This is a genomic window from Nocardia sp. NPDC127526 (genome assembly GCF_042672265.1).
Taxonomy (GTDB): Bacteria; Actinomycetota; Actinomycetes; order Mycobacteriales; family Mycobacteriaceae; genus Nocardia.
The window spans coordinates 37467-58258 of sequence record NZ_JBHXVO010000039.1 but is presented as its reverse complement, the minus strand read 5'-3'; the positions used below and the strand labels follow the sequence as shown (position 1 = coordinate 58258).

The window sequence follows — 20792 nt, the reverse complement described above, 5'->3', positions numbered from 1 at the left end:
ACAAGGGGCTCCGCCCCTTGACCCCGATTACAGGGATGCTGATTCGGGGTGGATGGCTCTCCTTACATATCCGCGAGATCGGCGCGGGCGCTGGACAGGGCGGCTGAGTAGGCGGCGATGGCGCTGGGCCAGAACTGTTCGAGATAGTCGCGTGCATCGGCGAGGCCACGCGGGTCCAGGGAGTAGAGGCGGTGGTTGCCTGCCGGTTGCACCATGACGAGCTTGGCCTCCCGCAAGACCTTCAGATGTTGCGAGACCGCCGAGCTGCTCACGCCCACCGCGGCCGCCAAATCCCCCACTGACCTGGAGCCTTGGGGTAAGGCCTCGAAAACGGCCCGGCGGGTGGGGTCGGCGAGTGCGCTCAGCACTTTCACTCCGTTAGTGGGCACTTAAATAGTATGCTCTTGGACCGGCATGTCGGTCAATACAAGGATTCTCAGCATTTCCCAAGGTCATCCTGAAATTACCGGCGTGTCGTTATCTAGCCGTAATACTCGACCTGGGCTTTTGTACCGCTGTGACGGTAACAACAGGGTTTCGAAACGACCATCACGCTCCCATACATTCGGTGCATGCCCGTAACCGTTCCGTTATCTCGCAGCCTCAAGGCCGGGGGTCGGTATCGAACGGCCGCTACCCGTGCCGTGGCCGTTACCGCCGTCGTGAGCGCCTCCCTGAGCGTGCTCGCCGCCGCCGATCAGCGCGCCGCCGGGGCTCCGACGGACCAGCTCGTCACCCAGGCCGCCCAGGCCCTGCCCGTCGCCTTCACCCCGCCGGAAGCGCAGATCCCGCAGATCGTGCCGCCGGAGGTGCTGAACTTCCTCAATGGCCTGCAGCTCGAGCAGGCCCGCCCCAAGACCGTGCGCCCGGTCGCCGGACCGCTCAGCTCCGGCTTCGGCATGCGCTGGGGCGCCATGCACGCCGGCCTGGACTTCGCCGACGGCTTCGGAGCCCCGATTCTGGCCGCCACCGACGGTACCGTCATCGAGGCCGGTCCGGCCTCGGGCTTCGGCCTGTGGGTGCGCGTGCAGCAGGACGACGGCACCATCGGCGTCTACGGCCACATGCAGGACATCCTGGTGCAGGTCGGCCAGCAGGTGCGCGCGGGCGATCACATCGCCACCGTGGGCAGCCGCGGCTACTCCACCGGCCCGCACCTGCACTACGAGGTGCACACCGAGGGCGGCCCCATCGACCCGATGCCGTGGCTGGCCGGTCGTGGCGTCGATGTCGGCGCGCCCGTCGACTGACACCGGTTCTCTTGCCGCACACCGGGAATCGATGAGGGGTTCCCGGGGCGCGGCGCCGATCAACTGAACAACCGCACGTCCCCCGGACCCGGGTAGCGCGCGAGGCTCGGCTCATACCCGAGTACTACGTGCGAACCCCACCGCCGGGGGACGTGGCGTATCGCCGCCCGGTCATAGCGTCGCGATCATGACCACCGCTCCCCCGGTTCCCGCCGCCCGCCGGCTGCATCGCCCGCTGCTCGCCACCACGGCCGTCATGACGGCGCTGGCCCTGTTCTCCCTGTGCGCCATGGCAATCGACGATCGCCTGCTGCTGCAGGAATCGGTGTGGCTCAAACCGCTCAAGTTCGCCATCGCCATGGCGCTGTACACCGGCACGCTCGCCTGGCTGTTGTCGTTCCCGCATCGCGGGCAGCGCGTCACCAGGTGGATGGGGACGCTGTTCGCGCTCACCGCCATCGTGGACGTCGGATTCGTCACGGTACAGGCGGCGCGCGGCACCTTCAGCCACTTCAATAAGCAGACCGATTCGGTCAACAGCATCGGGCAGATGGTCTTCGCGTCCGGGGTGCTGGGGCTGTTCGGCGCGAATCTCGTGATCGCCGTGATCCTTTCGTGGCAGCGGGTCACCGATCTGCCCACCACCCGCGCCATCAAGGCCGGGCTGGGCATCGCGGTGGCGACCATGGCGCTGGGCTACGCCGTGGTGCCGGGCACCGGCAAACAGGAGGTCACCGATGCCGCCGGCAATCCGGTGAGCCTGTCCGCCGGGCACACCGTCATGGAAGGACAGCCCACGGTGCGCGACGGTGTCGACGGGATGCCGGTCACGCACTGGAGCACCGCGGGCGGCGACATCCGCATCTCCCATTTCGTCGGCATTCACGGGATTCAGCTGCTCATCGTCGCCGCGATCCTGCTGGCCAAGTTCGCGCCCCAGGTGCCGTGGCTGCGCAGTGAACGCACCCGCGCGAACCTGATCGGCGTCCTGGCCTTCGGCATTGCCGGGCTGATGGGCATCCTGCTGTGGCAGGCGCTGCGCGGGCAGCCCGTGACCGCACCGGACGGCCTGACCCTGGCCGCCCTGGGCCTGCTCACCGCCCTGACCGCCGCCGGTATCGGCCTGGTCTACGCCCGCCGCGACCGCACCGCGGCGGTGTTCAGCGCAGCCGTTCCGCGTCGCGTGCCAGCTTCACCAATATCGCGGTGAGATCGGCGAGCTCGATGGAATCCGCCCCCTCAGCGACCGCCGTGGCCACGTCCTCGGCCGCGCAGCGGGCCGCGAACCAGCGATCGGACAGATCGGCCACCTCCTGCGCGGACAGCACCACCGAGTCCTCGGGAATACCGGTGCCCTTCACGCTGTTTCGATGCTCGTAGGCGCGCTGGCGACAGGATTGCCGGCAATATCGTCGGCGACGCCCCATCTCGGATTCGGTGATCTCCCTCCCACACCACATGCAGGACTGGCGTCGCGACATGACCGCTGACCTTAGCGGTTTTGCGGCGTCCGCGGGGGCGGGGCACGCCGGACGAGGGCATTCACGACCAGCCGGTAGAATGGCGGGGTTCTCCCCACGGGAACCACAGCTTGCGCTCGAGCGTTGATGAACACGGAAGCGCTGAACTGAACTAGACGTTGCCGACAGGCGAGAAGGGACCGCACTCATGGCAGATCGCGTACTCCGGGGCAGTCGGCTCGGAGCGGTGAGCTACGAGACCGACCGCGACCACGACCTGGCGCCGCGTCGGGTGGCGCGGTACCGGACGGACAATGGCGAGGAATTCGACGTCCCCTTCGCCGATGACGCCGAGATTCCCCCGACCTGGCTGTGCCGCAACGGCCAGGAGGGCGTGCTGATCGAGGGCACCACCCAGGAGCCCAAGAAGGTCAAGCCCCCGCGCACCCACTGGGACATGCTGCTCGAGCGCCGCTCCAAGGAGGAGCTGGAGGAGCTGCTCCAGGAGCGGATGGAACTGCTGAAGAACCGCCGCCGCGGGTAACAGCGAAGAACGAAGGTCCCCCCACACCCGGGTGTGGGGGGACCTTTTGCTGTCCGCCCCGGACAGTCCGGCCTACGCGCGGACTCGGCCCCGGTATCGCGGGTCAGCCGCGCCCATGGTGATCGCGTCCATGCCCGGGCCGATCACCGCCGGGCTTGCCGTGACCCGGTTTTCCGTGGCCGGGTTTGCCGTTGTCCGGTGTGGTGTTGCCCTGGACCGGCGGTAGTGCGCCGACGATCTGGTGGGAGGTCACGGTATTCGCGGTGCGGCCGTAGGTGAGGCCGACGCCGGAGACATCCATGGTGAACGCCCACGGATCAGAGAGCCAATCACTTGGGGAATACACGGCTTTCAGCAGTTCCAGCGCCATGCCCGGGGCCGCGCCCTGGCGACCGAGGACGATGTAGCAGGCCGAGCCGCCCTTGTCCGGATAGCCGACGAACTTCTTCCAGCCCTGCATGGTCGCGCCGATGCCGAGCAGCCAGTGCTGGAAGTCCTGCGAGGGGTAGTTCAGCAGGTCGATGGCGAAGCCGCTGACGGCCGCGATGTAGCCCTTCTGTGTGACGGCGTTGAGGTCGGTCATCATCGCCTGGTAGATGGACGGGTCGGGGGTCAGCGAATTGGGCTGGTAGGTCTGGTAGTACAGATGCACCATCAGCTGTTCGAAGGTGAGCGGATCGAACAGTGCGATCTGATAGCCGCCGACGGGGGCGACCACGCCCGGCGAGACCACTGTCGGCGCCGGCGGGTTCACTGCCGGATTCGGCACGGCCACATCGCCATTGGCGATGATGCCCCACGAGGTGCTGACCTGGCCGCCGCCCGGCGCGCCATTGGGCGTGTAATCGGTGTCGGCGTAGGCCAGGATGGCCCCGTTGGTGTAGGCCTCGAGTGCGAGCGAGACCGCGGCGGCCTGGTCGCCGGAGAACACCTGGGTCAGTGGCTTGAGGGTGAATTCGATGACCGCCGGGTTCGTCATGACCGCCGAGGACCACTTGTCGAAGATGCCGACATCGGAGTCGCCGTAGCCGGGGTTGAGGGCATTGAGCACGGAATTGTCGCCGCCGGTGGCGCTCACGGTGACCTGGCGGCTGTCGGCCCAGGTCTTGGTGAGCTGTTCCCATTCGGTCTGGGATTCGGCTTTGCTGGAGGTGAATACGGCCTGATACTCGAGCTGGACATTGTAGTTGATCTTCGTGAGATCCGAGGAGTACGACGTCTGCACCGCCTCGTAGTAGTCGAGGCTGCCGCCGACGATGACCTGGGTGACCAGATGGGTTCCCCACTTGCGGAATACCGCGAAGAATCGCTCTTGATTCTGCGGGGTGAAGGTGGTCGGCAGATTCTGGACGTCGGGGTCTTCCACGAAATCCGGGGACAGCCACCGTTGCGAGGTGCTGTTGAGATTCAGTTCCCATGCGGTGAAGTCGGATTCGTAACCGCAGTAGTAGTAAGACTGATCGGTGTTGACCGTATTGCCGTAGGCGAGATTGAATTGCCCGCTGAACGCGCCATAGGACGCCGATACCTGCGCCTTGGTCGCGAAGTGCGACTGGAAAGCCTCGACCGTCTTGTAGACGTAGGACGATCCGGTGGTGTGGGTGGACTCGACCGGATAGCTGTTCTCCGGGACCGCGTAGATCAATCCGGTGGGTGGATATTCGAAAAGCCGGTTGTCACTTCCTAGATCGACGATTTGCGGCATGAGTGAGCGGCTGCTGTAGGTACCGAGGATATTGAAACCACGCCCGATGGCGCTGGCTCCGGGTATCAACTGCATGGCGGTATTTCCTTTTACCGCCGGACCCCACGATCATGCTAGCCGATACGACAGCGGCAGCGGCCGGAATGGCCGCTGCCGCACAGTATTCGCGTCTCAGTGACTGGCGACCTTGCGGTATTGCAGCAGCGCCAGGGGCATGGCGATGAGCAGGATCCCCACCGAGCACATGATCGCGTATTCGACGCAGTGATCGGCGGGCCAGCCTTGGGCGGGGGTGAAGGTCGGGGGTGAGCCGTTGTCGAATAGCTTGCGGCCTGCGGCGGATACGGCGGTGATGGGGTTCCATTCCGCGATGGCGCGCAGGGGGCCGGGGAGGGTTTCGGCGGAGATGAAGGCCGAGGAGATGAAGGTCAGGGGGAAAAGCCAGATGAGGCCGGCGCTTTGGGCCACTTCCACGCTCGGCGACATGAGGCCGGTGATGGCGCCTACCCAGGACATGGCGAAGGCGAAGAGCAGGATGACGCCGAAAGCGAGTGCGGCGTCGGCGATTCCGCCGTTGATGCGCCAGCCGACCACGTAGCCGCAGCCGACCATGACGGCCAGGGCGAGGATGTTCACGACCAGGTCGGACAGGGTGCGGCCCATGAGAACCGCCAGGCGGGACATGGGCAGGGTGCGCATGCGGTCGATGATGCCCTTGTGCAGGTCGTTGGCCAGGCCGACGGTGGTGAAGGCGGCGTTGAAAGCGACCGTCTGGGTGAAGATTCCGGCCAGCAGGAATTCGCGGTACTGGCTGCCGCCCAGGGAGGCGCCGAAGATGTAGGCGAACAGGAAGACGAACATGAGCGGCTGGATGGTGGCGGTCACCAGGAGGGTGGGGACGCGCAGGATGGTGAGCAGGTTGCGGTAGGCGACAATGGCGCTGTCGCGGAAGACGCGGGGGAACAGGATGGGAGCCGGGGCGCGGGTGCGCCCGGGCTCGGCCGGTCTGGCCGCGGGGTCGGCGGTCAGGGTCGTCACGACAGGATCTCCTCTTGCACGGTGTCGGTGGTGCGGGCGCGTAACTTGCGGTCGGCGGATTTGCCGGTGAGAGAAAGGAATACGTCGTCGAGGCTGGGGCGGTGCACCGAGGCGTCGACCACGCAGACGCCGGCGTCGTCGAGCCGGCGCAGGGCCTCGACCATGGTGCGGGTGGAGTCGCCGACCACGACGGTCACCGTGTCCGCGCCCGGATCGTGGGCCGGTTCGCCGATGCCGACCCCGGAGAGCACCCGCATGGCGGGTTTCGGATCCTGCCCGGCGGCGAGGGTGACGGTGAGTTTGTCGCCGCCGATGGAGGTCTTGAGCTCGTCGGCGGAGCCGCGCGCGATGACGCGGCCGCGGTCGATGACGGTGATGCGGTCGGCGAGGAGGTCGGCCTCCTCGAGGTACTGGGTGGTGAGCAGGACGGTGGTGCCGTCGTCGACGAGTTCGCCGATGACCCGCCACATATCGAGCCGTCCGCGCGGGTCGAGGCCGGTGGTCGGTTCGTCGAGCACCACCACCGGCGGGCGGCACACCAGGGCGCCCGCCAGGTCCAGGCGCCGGGCCATGCCGCCGGAGTAGGTGCCGGCGCGCCGCCCGGCGGCGTGGTCGAGGCCGAGGGCGGTGAGCAGTTCGGTGGCGCGGTCGGCGGCGCGTTTGTGGGTCATGCCGTAGAGCCGGGCCACCATGCGCAGGTTCTCGAATCCGGTCAGGTTGGCGTCGATGGCCGCGTACTGCCCGGACAGGCCGAGGCGGGTGCGGGCGCGCGCCGGGTTCTCGAGCACGTCGACGCCCGCGATGCGGACCTCGCCCGCGCTCGGGCGTAGCAGGGTGGTGACAATGCGGACCGTGGTGGTCTTGCCCGCCCCATTGGGGCCGAGCAGCCCCATGACGGTGCCGGACGGGATCTCCAGGTCGATGCCGTCCAGCACGCGCACCTTGCCGTAGTACTTGACCAGTCCCAGGACTTCCACCGCGAGGCTCATCGGGCGTCCTCCCGCTCGGCGCGGACGGCCCCGTCGGCGCTGTGCCGCAGGAACTCTCGCAGTACCGGGCCGATGACCGACAGCGATTCGGGCGTGGTCATTCCCGAGTGCCGGCAGCGCACCAGCTGATCGTGCACGACGCCGGTGACGTGCGGTTCCCAGGCGGCGGCGCAGCGCTCCGGATCGGCGCGGTTGACCTCGTCCTCGGCGGCGGTGAAGAACAGCAGATCGCCGTCGAAGACGCGCGGGTGGAAGGCATTGGCGAGCATGGCGCCGTCGATGAACCCGCTGTAGATGCGTTCGAGGTGCTCGGTGGTGAGCGCCGCGAACGCGCCGGGCCGGTTGCGCAGCAGCTCCACCGCTTCGTGCAGGTTGATGCGCGGGTCGATATCGGCGGCGTCGCCGAGCAGGTCGCTGCCGAATTCGCCGATGATATCGGCGATTCCGGGGCGGGCGCGGTCGAGCCATTCGTCGGAGAGCCGGAAGCTGTCCATGAGCGCGAGCAGCGCCACCTCGTCGCCGCCCTCCTGCAACTGCACGGCGACCTCGTGGGCGATGAGACCGCCCAGCGACCAGCCCAGCACATGGTACGGCCCTTCCGGCTGCACCGATTTCATATGCGCCACATAGTATTTCGCGGCTTCGGCAATGGAGCGGTGGCCTTCCTCCCCGTGCACGTGCGGGGCCTGCAGACCGTAGACCGGCTGCTCGGGCGGCAGCTGGGCCAGCAGTCCGGCGAAGCACCAGGACAGTCCGATGGCCGGGTGGATGCAGAACAGCGGCGGCACCCCGGGTTCGTGGATGGGCCGCAGCGGCAGCACCGGTCCCAGCGCCGCGGCCAGGGCGGCGTCGGCGTCGCCGTGCACGTCGGCGAGCCGGCGGGCGATGGCGGCCGGGGTGGATTCGCCGAACATGGCCTGCACGGGCACGTCGATGCCCTCGGCGCGCACGTGCGCGACCACCTTGGTGGCGAGCAGCGAGTTGCCGCCGAGTTCGAAGAACCCGTCGTCCGCGCCGACCTGTTCGACGCCGAGCACATCGGCGAAGGCCCGGCACAGCGCCTCCTCGATGGGCCCGGACGGCGCCCGGTAGCCCTCGCGGGCGGCGAAGACCGGTTCGGGCAGCGCCTTGCGGTCCACCTTGCCGACCGGCGAGAGCGGCACCCGATCCAGGAGCATGATCGATTGCGGGACCATGTAATTGGGCACCAGCTGGGCGACGTGCGTGGTCAGCTGGAGCGGGGTGGGCGCGGTGCCGTTGCGCGGCTTCACATACGACACCAGGGCGGTCGATCCGGCGGGGGTGCGATGGCCGATGGTGGTGGCGAACTCCACCGACGGGTGTTTGGCCAGCGCCGCGTCGATCTCGCCGAGTTCGATGCGGAAGCCGCGGATCTTGACCTGATGGTCGGTGCGGCCCACGTATTCCAGATCCCTGGTGCGGCCGTACTTCTCCACCCACCGCACCAGATCGCCGGTGCGGTACATGCGTTCGCCGGGCTTGCCGAACGGATTGGCCACGAACTTCTGGGCGGTGAGCCCGGGCCGCCGCAGATAGCCGCGCGCCAGAGCCGCACCGGCCAGATGCAGTTCGCCGGTGACCCCGGCCGGGGTCGGGTGCAGACGGCCGTCCAGAACGGACGCGCCGACCCCGCGGATGGGCCCGCCGATGGTGATGTGGCAGCCCGGTGTCATGGGCTGCGAGATCACCGTGACGATGGTGGTCTCGGTGGGCCCGTACACGTTGTAGAACCTGCGGCCCGGCGCCCAGCGGGTGACCAGGTCCGGCGGCAGCGCCTCACCGCCGACGAGTATGTGCCGCAGCGCGGTGACCCCGGTCGGGTCGACGGTGCCGAGCGCGGCGGTGGTGATGAAGGCGTGGGTGATGCCTTCTTCGATGAACACCTGCCCGAGTTCCGCGCCGCCGACGACCCCGGGCGGGGTGATGACGAGGGTGGCGGCGCCGCCGAGCGCGAAGAGCAGGTCGAGCATGGCGGCGTCGAAACTCGGTGTGGCGAAGTGCAGTACGCGGCAGCCGGGTCCGACGTCGAAGCGCTGCGCGGTTTCGGCGGCGAAGTTGGACAGGCCGCCGTGGGTGACGACCACGCCCTTGGGGATGCCGGTGGACCCGGAGGTGTAGATGACGTAGGCCGGGTTGTCCATGCGCAGCGGCGCGATGCGCTCGGCGTCGGTGATGGGCGCGTCGGAGGTGGTGAGCACCCGCCGCCGGAACGACGGTGCGTCCAGGACGGTCCAGTTGGCCCCGTCGGGCATGCGCTCGCGGTGCGCGGACAAGGTGATGCCCACGGCCGCACCGGAATCCAGCAGCATGTGGCTGATGCGCTGTTCCGGGTAGGTGGGGTCGATGGGCACGAACGCCGCGCCGGCCTTGGCGATGGCCAGCATGACGGCCACCGATTCGGCCGAGCGCGGAATACCCATGGCGACCAGGGTTTCCGGGCCGACGCCGTAGCCGATGAGGACCCGGGCGAGCCGGTTGGTCCAGCGGTCGAGGGCGTCGTAGGAGATCTGGGTGCCCGCCGCCCGCACCGCCACGGCTTGGCGGTTGAGGTTGGCGGCGGCCTCGAACACCTCCGGGAAGGTGATGGGCAGCCCGGCCTCCGCGCCGCGGACAGGCGCCAGGGCCGACCATTCGGCGGAGTCCAGGAGTTCCAGATCACCCACGGCCGTGGCCGGATTGGCGGCCGCGGCCCCGAGCAGCCGCACGAAGCGCCGGGCCAGCTTCTGCGCCGTCGCCTCGTCGAACAGGTCGGCGGCGTAGTTGACGGCCACCGTGATGCCGTCGGGTTCGCGGTTGCGCGTCCAGGATTCGGTCAGCGTGAACTGCAGATCGAATTTGGCGATGCCCGGGTCGGCGTCGTCGGCTTCGATGCGCAGGCCCGGCAGTTCGAGTACCCGCAGCGGTTGGTTCTGCACCGACAGCATGACCTGGAACATGGGGTGATGCGCCTGCGAGCGCACCGGATTGAGCACCTCCACCAGGCGTTCGAACGGGACGTCGGCGTGGGCGAAGGCTTCCAGATCGGTGTCGCGCACCGTGCGCAGCAGATCGCCGAAGGCGGCCCCGCTCTCGATCTCGGTGCGCAGCACCAGGGTTCCGACGAACATGCCGACCATCCGGTCGAGCGCCGGATGGCCGCGCCCGGCGATGGGCGTGCCGACCGTGACATCGTCGCTGGCGGTGAGCCGGTGCAGCAGCGCGACCAGGGCCGCGTGCAGCACCATGAACATGGTGACGCCGTGTTCGGCCGCCAGCACCCGCAGTTCACGGTGGGTGAAGGAGTCGATATCGCATTCGACGATGCCGCCGCGATAGCTGGGCACCGGCGGGCGCGGCCGGTCGGCGGGCACGGCGAGCAGTTCCGGAATGCCGTCGAGGGCGCGCCGCCAGTAGTCCAGCTGGCGGCTGATGACCGATTCCGGATCGTCCTCGCGCCCCAGCACATCCTGCTGCCACATCGTGTAATCGGCGTACTGGATGGGCAATTCGGGCCACTGCGGCGCTTCCCCGCCGGTGTGGGCGCGGTAGGCGGCGGCGACATCGGCAGCGAGGGGTTGCAGCGACCAGCCGTCCATGGCGATGTGGTGCACCACCATGACGAGGATGTGCTCGTCGTCGGCGGCGCCGGTGACGCGCAGCAGCGCGGCGCGCAGCGGGGCCATCGAGCTGAGATCGAAAGCGGCCGAGGCGAGTCGGCGGATTTCGATGTTCACATCGGCGGCGCTGACGGTGCGCAACGGCAGCGAGGCCGCGGCGTCGCTCGGATCGAGCACGTGCTGGCAGGGCTCGCCGTCGATCTCGGGGAACACGGTGCGCAGCGTTTCGTGCCGGGCCTGCACGGCGTGCAGCGCGGCGCGCAGGGCTGCGACGTCGAGCTGCCCGGTGAGCCGCAGTGCGACCGGAATATTGTAGGCGCCCAAGGCTTCTCCGGGATCACCGGAGGCATTGAACTTCTCCAGGAACCACAGCCGGCGCTGGGCCGCCGACAGCGGAATGCGTTGCGGGCGGGTGCGGCGACGCGGCTCCGGCCGCAGTTCGGCCGAGCTGGTGCCGGTGTCCAGCGCGGCGGCGAGTCCGGCCACGGTGGGCGCGGCGAACACCGCCCGCACCTCCAGGCGGACGCCGGTGGCGGCCGCCAGGCGCGCCACCAATTGCGTTGCCAGCAGCGAGTTTCCGCCGACCTCGAAGAAGCTGTCGTCCGCGCCGAGGGCTTCGGCCCCGACCAGATCGCCCATGACCTCGGCGACCAGGCGTTCGGTCTCGGTCTCCGGATCGCGGGAGACCACCGCGACGACGGCCTGGGGTTGCGGCAGCGCGTCGCGGTCGAGTTTGCCGACCGGGGTGAGCGGGATGTGGTCGAGCAGGGTGAAACTGCCCGGAACCATATGGGCGGGCAGGCGTTGCGCGCAGTGCGCCCGCAGCTCTTCGGGATCGAAGGCGACCGCGGCCGCCTCCCCCACCATGCCGTGCTGCTCGACGCCGCCGAGCTGCACATAGGACACGATGCGCGGGGTGCCGGCGATCTCGCGAACCTCGGTGTGCGCGAACCGGATCGCCGGATGGGTGGTGAGCACGGCGTCGATCTCGCCGAGTTCGATGCGGAAGCCGCGCACCTTGACCTGATGGTCGCTGCGGCCCAGGTACACCAGTTCGCCATCGGCGGTCCAGCGCACCACATCGCCGGTGCGGTACATGCGCGCGCCCTCGGGACCGTACGGGTCGGCCACGAACCGGGCCGCGGTGAGACTGAGGCGATCGAAATAGCCTCGCGCCGTGCCCTGTCCGCCGACGTACAGCTCGCCGGGGACGCCGACCGGGACCGGCCGGAGCCGTTCGTCGAGGACCAGCGCCCGCGCACCGCGGACCAGGGTGCCGATGGTGACCGGCTGTCCCGGTGTGAGCGCGGCGATGGTGATGACCACCGTGGTCTCGGTGGGCCCGTACCCGTTGAACATGGTGCGGCCGGGCGCCCAGCGCGCCACCAGTTCCGGCCCGCAGGCCTCACCGCCGACCATGATGGCGCGCAGGTGCGGCAGCGCCCAGCTGTCCCGGTCGATGGTGGCCAGCGCGGCGGGGGTCATGAAGGTGTGGGTGACCTGCTCGGCCTCTATGAGCGCGGCCAGTTCGTCGCCGCCGTAGATATCGGGCGGGACGATGACCATGGTGGCCCCGGAGCCGACGGCGAGCAGCAGATCGAACAGCGCCGCGTCGAAGCTCGGCGAGGAGAAGTGCATGGTGACCGATTCCCGGTCCACCCGCATGCGGTCGCGCAGTTCGTCGGCGAAGTTGGACAGGCCGCCGTGGGTGACGGCCACGCCCTTGGGTCGGCCGGTGGAGCCGGAGGTGTAGATCACGTAGGCCAGGTCCGCGGTCCACAGGGTGGCGGTGCGGTCGGCATCGGTGATCGGGCCCTCGTCGAGGATCTCCAATTCGTCGAGCAGGGCCGGATTGTCCAGCGCCAGCCATTCGATGATGTGATCGCCGGCGGCGGTGTAGAGCCGGTCCACGGAGTCGCTCATGCTCACCCCGACCCGGCAGCCGGAGTCGGCCAGCATGTGCCGCACCCGATCGGCCGGATAGTTGGGGTCGACCGGGACGAATGCCGCGCCGGACTTGGCCACGGCCAGCATGGCGAGCACCGATTCCACCGAACGGGTCAGGCCCAGCGCGATCCGGTCGCCCGGGCCCAGACCGCGGGCGATGAGGGCGCGCGCCAGGCGATTCGAGTACACGTCGGCGTTCTCGTAGCTGAGTTCGGTATCGCCGGAGCGCAGGAAGATCCGGTCCGGGTTGAGGTGCGCGGTGGCGGCGAAGTAGGCGGCCAGGCTGCACTGGGGTTCCGGCGCGGGACCCCAGGCGGGGGTGAGCAATTCGCGTTCGAGCTCGGTGCGGGCGTCGATATCGCGGATGCGGACCCGCGGATCGGCGGTGACCGCCTCGAAGACCTGCACGAGGCGCTCGGCCAGGGTCTGCACCGTGTCCTGGTCGAACAGTTCGGCGGCGTAGACGAATTCGAAGACCCGATCGCCGGCCTCCGCGGCCGGGGCATTGCGGTCGGCGGGCAGTACCCGCAGTTCCAGATCGAACTTGGCGAGCGCGATATCGAGTTCCTCGGCCTGCAGGGCCAAGCCGGGCAGTTGCAGCGCGGGCAGCGGGGTGTCCTGCACGGTGAGCGCCACCTGCAGGGTGGGCCGTAATCCGCCGCTGCCGCTGCCGAATTCCTCCACGATGCGTTCGAACGGCACCTCGGCATTGGCCATGGCGGCGAGTTCGGTATCGCGGTCGGCCTGCAGCAGTTCGGCGAAGCTGCGGTCCGGATCCACGTCCGAGCGCAGCACCAGGGTATTGACGAACATGCCGACCAGTTCGTCGAGGCGGGTGTCGCTGCGACCGGCGACCGGGGTGCCGATGACAATGTCACGCCCGCCGGTGACCACCCGCAGCAGCACGGCCAGGGTGGAGCGCAGCATCATGAACAGGCTGACGCCGTGGGCGCGGCCGATGTCGTCGAGCTTGCGCTGCAATTCTTCCGGCACCTCGAAGCGGACGGCGCCGGCGCGCTGGGTGGGTTCGGCCGGGCGGGGCCGGTCGTAGGGCAGCGGCATTTCCTCGGGCAGATCCGCCAGGGCGTGCCGCCAGTAGGCGAGCTGGGTGGCGGCGGTGCTGCCCGGATCGGTTTCCTGGCCCAGGATTTCGCGCTGCCACAGGCTGAAGTCGGCGTACTGCACCGGCAGCGGCGTCCAGGCCGGCACCGCCCCGCCGAGGCGGGCGGCGTAGGCGACGGCCAGATCGCGGGTGAGCGGGCCGAGCGACCAGCCGTCGGCGGCAATGTGGTGCAGCACGATGCCGAGCTGATGCCGCCGGTTCCCGGTGCGCAGCAAGGTCATTCGCAGCGGGATGTCGCGGGTCAGGTCGAAGCCGCGCCGGGCCAGCGAGCGCAGTGTGGTGCGGGCGCCGACGTCGTCGGTTTCCACGGCCTCCAGCACCGGCAGGCAGCGGGCGGTCTCCAGGACTTCCTGCCGGGCGCCGTGCGCGTCCTCGGGGAAGACGGTGCGCAGCACCTCGTGGCGCTCCACCACGTCGGCGAGGGCGGCCTGCAGGGCCGTGACATCCGGATCGCCGTCGATCCGAAGCACGAAAGCAATGTTGTAGGCGCTGGATTCGGGAGAATATCTATTGAGGAACCACAGGCGCTGCTGCGGCAGCGACAGTGGGATGCGTTCCGGACGCGGGGCATGCACAGCCAGCGCCGCCCGCTGCGTCCGGGGCGCTTCCGCCAGCCGCGCGGCCACCCCGGCCACGGTGGGCGCCTCGAAGATGGCGCGCACCGGCAGCTCCACCCCGAATTCCCCGTGCAGGGCGGCGGTGAGGCGGGTGGCGAGCAGGGAGTTGCCGCCGATTTCGAAGAAGTTGTCCTCCGCGCCGTGCACGGGTGTGCCGAGCACGGCGCCGAAGACCTGCGCGACCTGCTGCTCCAATTCGGTTTCGGGGGCGCGCGAGGGGGCGACGGCCACGAAATCCGGTGCGGGCAGGGCCTTCAGGTCCAGTTTGCCGGTCGGGCCGAGCGGCAGCTGCTCCAGCACGGTCAGCGCCGAGGGCACCATATAGCCGGGCAGGCGACCGCGCGCGGTGTCGAGCACCGCGGCCATGTCGAGCTCGGCGTCGGCGGTGAGATAGGTGACCAGGCGCGGGATTCCGCGCTCGTCATTGTGGACGATGGTGAGGGCGCGGGTGACTCCTGGATGGGAGGCCAGCACATGGTCGATCTCGCGCAGTTCGATGCGGAAGCCGCGGATCTTGATCTGATCGTCGGCGCGGCCCAGGAAGCGCAGCTGTCCGGTGCCGTCGGCGACCACGAGATCCCCGGTGCGGTACATGCGTTCGCCGCGTCGGCCGTGCGGGTTGGCCGGGAAGGCCTGCGCGGTGAGCCCGTTCCGGCCCAGGTAGCCGCGGGCCAGGCCGGGACCGGACAGGTACAGCTCCCCCGCCACGCCCGGCGGGACCGGGTGCAGGCGCGGGTCGAGGACGAACAGCCGCATACCGCGCACGGGCAGGCCGATGGGCACCGGCTGCCCGGCCGCCATGGGGCCGGTGGCGGTGGCGGCCACGGTGGCCTCGGACGGGCCGTACATATTGTGCATGCGGCGCGGAGCCGCCGGGGCGGGCCGGGATTCGGGATCGGTCCAGATCCGGACGAGGTCCTCCGGGCACGCTTCGCCGCCGACGATGACGGCCTCGAGCGCGGGCAGGTCGTCCGCGGGCACGGTGGCCAGGGCGGCGGGGGTGACGAAGGCGTGGGTGACCCGTTCCGCGCGCAGCAGGGCCGCCAGTTCCGCGCCGCCGAAGATTCCGGCCGGTGCGACCACGATGGTGGCGCCCGCGGCGAAGCCGAGCAGCAGCTCGAGCACCGAGGCGTCGAAGCTCGGCGACGAGAAGTGCAGCGTGCGTGCGGAATCGGTGACGTGGAACAGATGCATCTGCTCGTGCGCGAGCGAGGCCAGCCCGGCATTGGTGACGACGACGGCCTTGGGCTTGCCGGTGGAGCCGGAGGTGTAGATGAGGTAGGCCGGTCCGGCGGTGCGCAGCGGATGGTGGCGGTCGGCATCGGTCAGCGGGGTGTCGGGGAACTGCGCGCATTCCTCGGCGAGCTCGGTGGAGCCCACCAGCAGCCAGTCGACATAGGATTTGCGGTGCCGTCCCCGATTGCCGGGCCAATCCGGCAGGTCCGCACGGCATTCCGCGGTGGTGAGCCCGAGCATGGCGCCCGAGTCGGACAGCATGTGGGCAATGCGGTCGGCCGGGTAGTCCGGGTCGATGGGCACGTAGGCCGCGCCGGTCTTGGCGACCGACCACACGGCCAGGATGGATTCCAGGCTGCGCGGCAGGGCGACCGCGACGACCACCTCGGGGCCCGCGCCGTGCTCGATGAGCACGCGCGCCAGGCGATTCGAGCGTTCGTCGAGTTCCCGGTAGCTGGTGTCGTGGCCGAGGTAGCGCACGGCCACGTGGTCGGGCACGCGTTCGGCGGTATCGGTGAGCAGGCGAGCGAGGGTGATGGCGGGCTCGGCGGGCGAGCCCATGATGGGCACCAGTTTGGCGGTCTCGCGCGCGTCCAGGATGGGCAGATCGCCCACCGGGACGGCCGGATCGGCGACGGCGGCGGCCAGCACCGCGCCGAAGCGGCGGGCAATGGCCTCGACGGTGGCGTGGTCGAAGACGTCGGCGGCATAACCGAATTCGGCGGTGAGCCCGGCGTCCTCGGCGGTACCGGGTTCGTGCACGGTCAGCTGCAGGTCGAACTTGGCGACGTCGACCGCCATGGGCAGTACCCGGGCATGCACGCCGGGCAGATCCACGCGCAGTTCCGGACTGCTGTCGTAGGACAGCATGACCTGGAACAGCGGGTGGCGCGCCGCGGAGCGCTCCGGGTTGACGACCTCGACGAGACGCTCGAAGGGGACGTCGGCATTGGCGAAGGCATTGAGGTCGGTGTCGCGGACCTCGGCGAGCATGCGGTCGAAGCCGGCGGCCGGATCCACGCGGGTGCGCAGCACCAGGGTGTTGACGAACATGCCGACCAGGTCGTCCAGGTCCGGATCGCTGCGCCCGGCAATGGGGGTGCCGATGGCGATATCGGTCGTATTGCACAGGCGCGCAAGGACGGCCGCGAGTGCCGCGTGCAGCACCATGAACGTGCTGACGCCGCGTTCGGCCGCCAGCGCGGCCAGGGCGCGGCGGGTGTCGGCGGCAATGGTGAACTCGACGCGGCCGCCGTCGGTGGAGCGCTGGCGCGGCCGGGGCCGGTCCAGCGGCAGGTCCAGCTGATCGGGCAGATCGGCCAGGGCGGCGCGCCAGTAGGCCAGCTGCCGCGACAGCGCGCTGGCGGGATCGGCTTCGTCGCCGAGCAGTTCGCGCTGCCACAGCGCGAAGTCCGCGTACTGCACCGGCAGTGGCGTCCACTGCGGGGCGCGGCCCTCGGCGCGGGCGGCGACCGCGGCCATGATGTCGCGGGTCAGCGGTGCGATGGACCAGCCGTCGCCGCTGATGTGGTGCAGCACCACCAGGAAGACGTGCTTATCGGGCGCGGTGGCGTAGAGCGCCACCCGGATGGGGGCCTGGCTGCGCAGATCGAAACCGTAGCCGGCGAATTCACCGGCCAGGGCGAGCACGTCGGCGTCGGTGGCGTCGATGGGATCGAGGGTGAGCGGGATCTCCGCGGCCGGGTGCACGACCTGGCACGGCCCCTGCGGGGTGTCCGGGAAGGTGGTGCGCAGGCTCTCGTGCCGGTCGAGCACGTCGACCAGGCCGGCGCGCAGGGCCGGAATGTCCAGGGGGCCGGTCAGTTCCACCGCCAGGGGCATGTTGTAGGCGGCGGCGTGCTCGGCGAAGCGGTTGAGGATCCACAGCCGCTGCTGGGCCAGCGAGAGCGGTACGTGCGCGGGCCGTTGCGCCGCACCCAGTTTCGGGGACGCGGCCTCGGCCTGCGGGTTGGCCACCCGCGCGGCCAGGGTCGTCACGGTGGTGGATTCGAACAGGTCGCGAATGGTGAGCGCGACGCCGAGGGCGGCATTGACGCGGGCGATGGCGCGGGCCGCGGACAGCGAATTGCCGCCGAGATCGAAGAAGCTGTCGCCGACGCCGATCTCCTCGACGCCGAGCACCTCGGCGAAGATCGCGGTGAGCTGCCGCTCGGCCTCGGTGCGCGGGCCGGCGGCAGGGCGGGCGGGGCGGCGCGCGGCCGTGCCGGGATCGGGCAGGGCCTTGCGGTCGACCTTGCCATTGGCGCTCAGCGGTAGTTCGTCGAGCACCATGAGCGCGGCCGGGACCATGTAGCTGGGCAGGGTGCGGCGCAGGCCGGCGGCGAGTTCGGCGGTGTCGAGCGGGCCCGCGCCGGGGGCGGCGACGGCGTAGCCGATGAGCTCGTCCCCGCCGCGGCCGCGGCGGGCCACGCAGACGGCGCGGGCGACGCGCTTGTCGGCCAGCAGGGCGTTCTCGATCTCGCCGAGTTCGATGCGCAGGCCGCGGATCTTGACCTGGAAGTCGCTGCGGCCCAGGTATTCCAGCACGCCGGCGCGGCCGCCGCGCCAGCGCACCAGATCACCGGTGCGGTACATGCGGGTGCCCGGGGTGAACGGGTTGGCGACGAAGCGGTCGGCGGTCAGGGCGGGGCGGCCGAGGTAGCCGCGGGCCAGCTGTACGCCGGCGAGGTAGAGCTCACCCACGACACCCGGCGCGACGGGTTGCAGCCGGGCGTCGAGGACATAGGTGCGGGTGTTCCAAATGGGCGCGCCGATGGGCACATCCGTGGCGCCGGGCGCGCAGTGCCAGGCGGTGACGTCGACGGCGGCCTCGGTGGGGCCGTAGAGGTTGTGCAGTTGCGGTGCGCCGGAGCCGGTGCCGAGGGCGGCGTGGAATTCGGCCACGGTGGCGGCGGGCAGCGCCTCGCCGGAGCAGAACACCCGCGACAGGCCGGTGCAGCCCGTGACATCGGTGTCGGTGAGGAACACCGAGAGCATGGACGGCACGAAATGCGCGGTGGTGACGCCCTTCTCGGCAATGATCCGGGCCAGGTAGCCCGGATCGCGGTGCCCGTCGGGGGCGGCGATGACCAGGCGGGCGCCGATCTGCAAGGGCCAGAAGAATTCCCAGACCGAGACGTCGAAGGTCGCGGGGGTCTTCTGCAGCACCACATCCCCGCCGTCGAGCGGGTAGGCGTGCTGCATCCAGCGCAGCCGGTTGACGATGGCGGCGTGGGTGACGCCCACGCCCTTGGGCCGGCCGGTGGAGCCGGAGGTGAAGATGACGTAGGCCAGGTGGTCGGCGCGCAGCGGGGCGCGGCGATCGGCGTCGGTGACCGGACGGCGCGAGCGCTCGGCCAGATCGGCGGTGTCGATATCGAATCTGTCTGCCGCCGCAGGCAGTTCGACCTCGTCGCGGGTGGTGCTGAGCACGCACAGCGGCCGGGCCTGGTCGAGGATGGCCTCGATGCGGTCGGCCGGGTGGTCGGGATCGATGGGCAGATAGGCCGCGCCCGCCTTGATGATGGCGTACATGCCGATGAGCAGATCCAGGCTGCGGCGAATCGCCAGGCCGATCAGGGTATCCGGCCCGGCGCCGCGGTCGATGAGTTCGCGCGCCAGGCGATTGGCGTGCTCGTCGAAGGCGGCGTAGGTGAGGGTGCGGCCCTCGAAGTCCAGCGCGGTGCGGCTGGGGCACATGGCGGCGCGGTCGGCGAACAGGCCGGCCAGGGTGCCCTCCTGGCGGGCCACCTGGGTCGAATTCCATTCGTGCAGGACGCGTTCGCGTTCCAGGTCGGTGAGCACCGGCAGGTCGCCCACGGCGTCCTGCGGGGAGGCGCGCAGGAACCGGTCCAGGAAATCGAGGAAGCGGCCGTGGTGCATGGTCAGCTCGGCGTCGCCGTACAGGCGCGGGTTGGCCTCGAAGTCGATGTGGATGCGGTTGCCGACGCCGTTGTAGAGGTTGATGGACAGATCCTCGACCGGGCCGGTGGAGAGCACATTGAGCGAGCCGACCAGGCTGCCGAACTTCAATTCGCTGTGGAACAGCATGAGATTGACCATGGGCCCGAAGAAGCCGCGGGCGTCGCGCGAGTAGCCGCAGTCGCGGCGGATGTCGTCGCTGCGGTAGCGCTGATGGCGCAGGGCGCCGGTGATCTGCAATTCCACCGCGCGCACGGTGTCGGCGACGGTGGCCGCGCCGCCGAACCGTACGCGGATGGGCACCACATTCGACACCACGCCCGCGGAACGGCGCAGCGCCACGGTGGTACGGGCCGAGACCGGCAGGCTCAGCACCACGTCCTGAGTGCCGGTGACCGCGCGGACGTAGCAGGCCAGGGCCGCCACCACCAGCGCGGGAGTGTTCGAACCGTACGTGGTTCCGGCTGCGGCGAGGGCGGCCTCGATCTGTTCGCCGAGGACGGCGGTGGCGCTGCGGCGGCCGGCGTCGGAGCCGGAGCCGATGACGCCGGCGCTGGAGAGCGTCAGCGGTTCGGCCGCGCCCTCGAGCTGTTCGCGCCAGTATTCGGCGTCGGCGCGGCAGCGGCTGGTCTCTTGGTAGCGGCCCTCTTCGGCGTAGATGGTGGCCAGCGGCGTGGCGCGGGAGACCACCGGCTCGGTCTGGTTCTCCAGCGCGGTGTAGATCTCGGCGGCGCGGGTGGTGGCGTTCATGGCGCCGTAGCCGTCGATGACGATGTGATGGCCGCGCGTGTACCAGATGTAATCCGAATCCCCGGTGCGCAGTACCACATTGATGGTGAGCGGATCGTGCTCGATATCGATGGGCGAGCTGGTGTGATCGTTCATCCACGCCAGCGCCGCCGCCCGCGGATCCGGTTCCCCGCGCAGGTCGATGCGCGCCCAGCCGGGCCGCCAGGTCGGATCCACCACCTGGTGCGGCACCCCGTCGATCTCCAGCAGCCGGACGTGCCCGACCTCGGTCTCCGAGCCGAAACGCTCGATGGCGTACAGCAATCGGCCGACATCCAGATCACCGTGGATCTCCACGTACTGCGCGATGGTGAGTGGAATGTCGGGCCTGATGCGTTGGGCGTACCAGAGTGCCGATTGCGCGGGCGAGAGCGCGAAAGGTTGAGCCGAAAATTCACCCGAAGAACATTGGTCGACACGGTCCGTGGCCAATGAACTCATCAATCACTCCGTTCTGCCGCTGTTGACGCAACTCCCCGAGCCCCAAATACCCCGAACCCTGTGGTCTTTTCGAAGGACCACTCCGGCTTTCGCGCACGCGCGAGCCGTAGGACGT

General features: G+C 69.7%; 9 protein-coding genes. 3 read left to right on the top strand and 6 right to left on the bottom strand.

Translation table 11 applies throughout. The annotated features are described in order from the left end of the window. Nucleotides 1-62: 62 nt before the first annotated feature. Nucleotides 63-389: an ArsR/SmtB family transcription factor gene (locus ACFVIV_RS35710; protein WP_379204183.1), complete on the bottom strand. Its 327-nt coding sequence runs from the start codon at nucleotides 387-389 to the stop codon at nucleotides 63-65. A 273-nt stretch (nucleotides 390-662) separates the two neighbouring features. Between ACFVIV_RS35710 and ACFVIV_RS35705 the strand changes: the two genes are divergently transcribed. Both ACFVIV_RS35705 and ACFVIV_RS35700 read left to right on the top strand, forming a co-directional pair. Beyond that, nucleotides 663-1250, top strand: a complete 588-nt coding sequence (locus ACFVIV_RS35705) for a M23 family metallopeptidase (protein WP_379204181.1) — start codon at nucleotides 663-665, stop codon at nucleotides 1248-1250. 187 nt (nucleotides 1251-1437) lie between these two features. After that, nucleotides 1438-2460 carry a hypothetical protein gene (locus ACFVIV_RS35700; protein ID WP_379204180.1) on the top strand — a complete coding sequence of 341 codons (1023 nt, stop codon included), beginning with the start codon at nucleotides 1438-1440 and terminating at the stop codon, nucleotides 2458-2460. Here ACFVIV_RS35700 and ACFVIV_RS35695 read toward each other — a convergent pair. Next, nucleotides 2411-2731, bottom strand: a complete 321-nt coding sequence (locus ACFVIV_RS35695; RefSeq protein WP_174566857.1) for a hypothetical protein — start codon at nucleotides 2729-2731, stop codon at nucleotides 2411-2413. The genes ACFVIV_RS35700 and ACFVIV_RS35695 overlap by 50 nt on opposite strands. A 187-nt stretch (nucleotides 2732-2918) precedes the next feature. Between ACFVIV_RS35695 and ACFVIV_RS35690 the strand changes: the two genes are divergently transcribed. Beyond that, nucleotides 2919-3254 carry an RNA polymerase-binding protein RbpA gene (locus ACFVIV_RS35690; RefSeq protein WP_067538637.1) on the top strand — a complete coding sequence of 112 codons (336 nt, stop codon included), beginning with the start codon at nucleotides 2919-2921 and terminating at the stop codon, nucleotides 3252-3254. 103 nt (nucleotides 3255-3357) lie between these two features. On the opposite strand, the gene ACFVIV_RS35685 is transcribed toward ACFVIV_RS35690, so the two are convergent. The 4 genes from ACFVIV_RS35685 to ACFVIV_RS35670 all read right to left on the bottom strand — a co-directional run bounded on the left by ACFVIV_RS35685 (nucleotide 3358) and on the right by ACFVIV_RS35670 (nucleotide 20677). Then, nucleotides 3358-5034, bottom strand: coding sequence for an MAC/perforin domain-containing protein (locus ACFVIV_RS35685; protein ID WP_379204177.1), 1677 nt, complete (start codon nucleotides 5032-5034; stop codon nucleotides 3358-3360). Nucleotides 5035-5130: 96 nt separating this feature from the next. Then, entirely contained in the window at nucleotides 5131-5928 is a 798-nt protein-coding gene (locus ACFVIV_RS35680) for an ABC transporter permease (RefSeq protein ID WP_379204195.1), read from the bottom strand. Nucleotides 5929-5993: 65 nt separating this feature from the next. Next, a complete protein-coding gene (locus ACFVIV_RS35675) occupies nucleotides 5994-6986 on the bottom strand; it encodes an ATP-binding cassette domain-containing protein (RefSeq protein ID WP_379204175.1) in 993 nt (330 codons plus the stop codon). Continuing rightward, nucleotides 6983-20677, bottom strand: coding sequence for an amino acid adenylation domain-containing protein (locus tag ACFVIV_RS35670; RefSeq protein ID WP_379204173.1), 13695 nt, complete (start codon nucleotides 20675-20677; stop codon nucleotides 6983-6985). The genes ACFVIV_RS35675 and ACFVIV_RS35670 overlap by 4 nt, the downstream gene beginning before the upstream one ends. Nucleotides 20678-20792 lie beyond the last annotated feature (115 nt).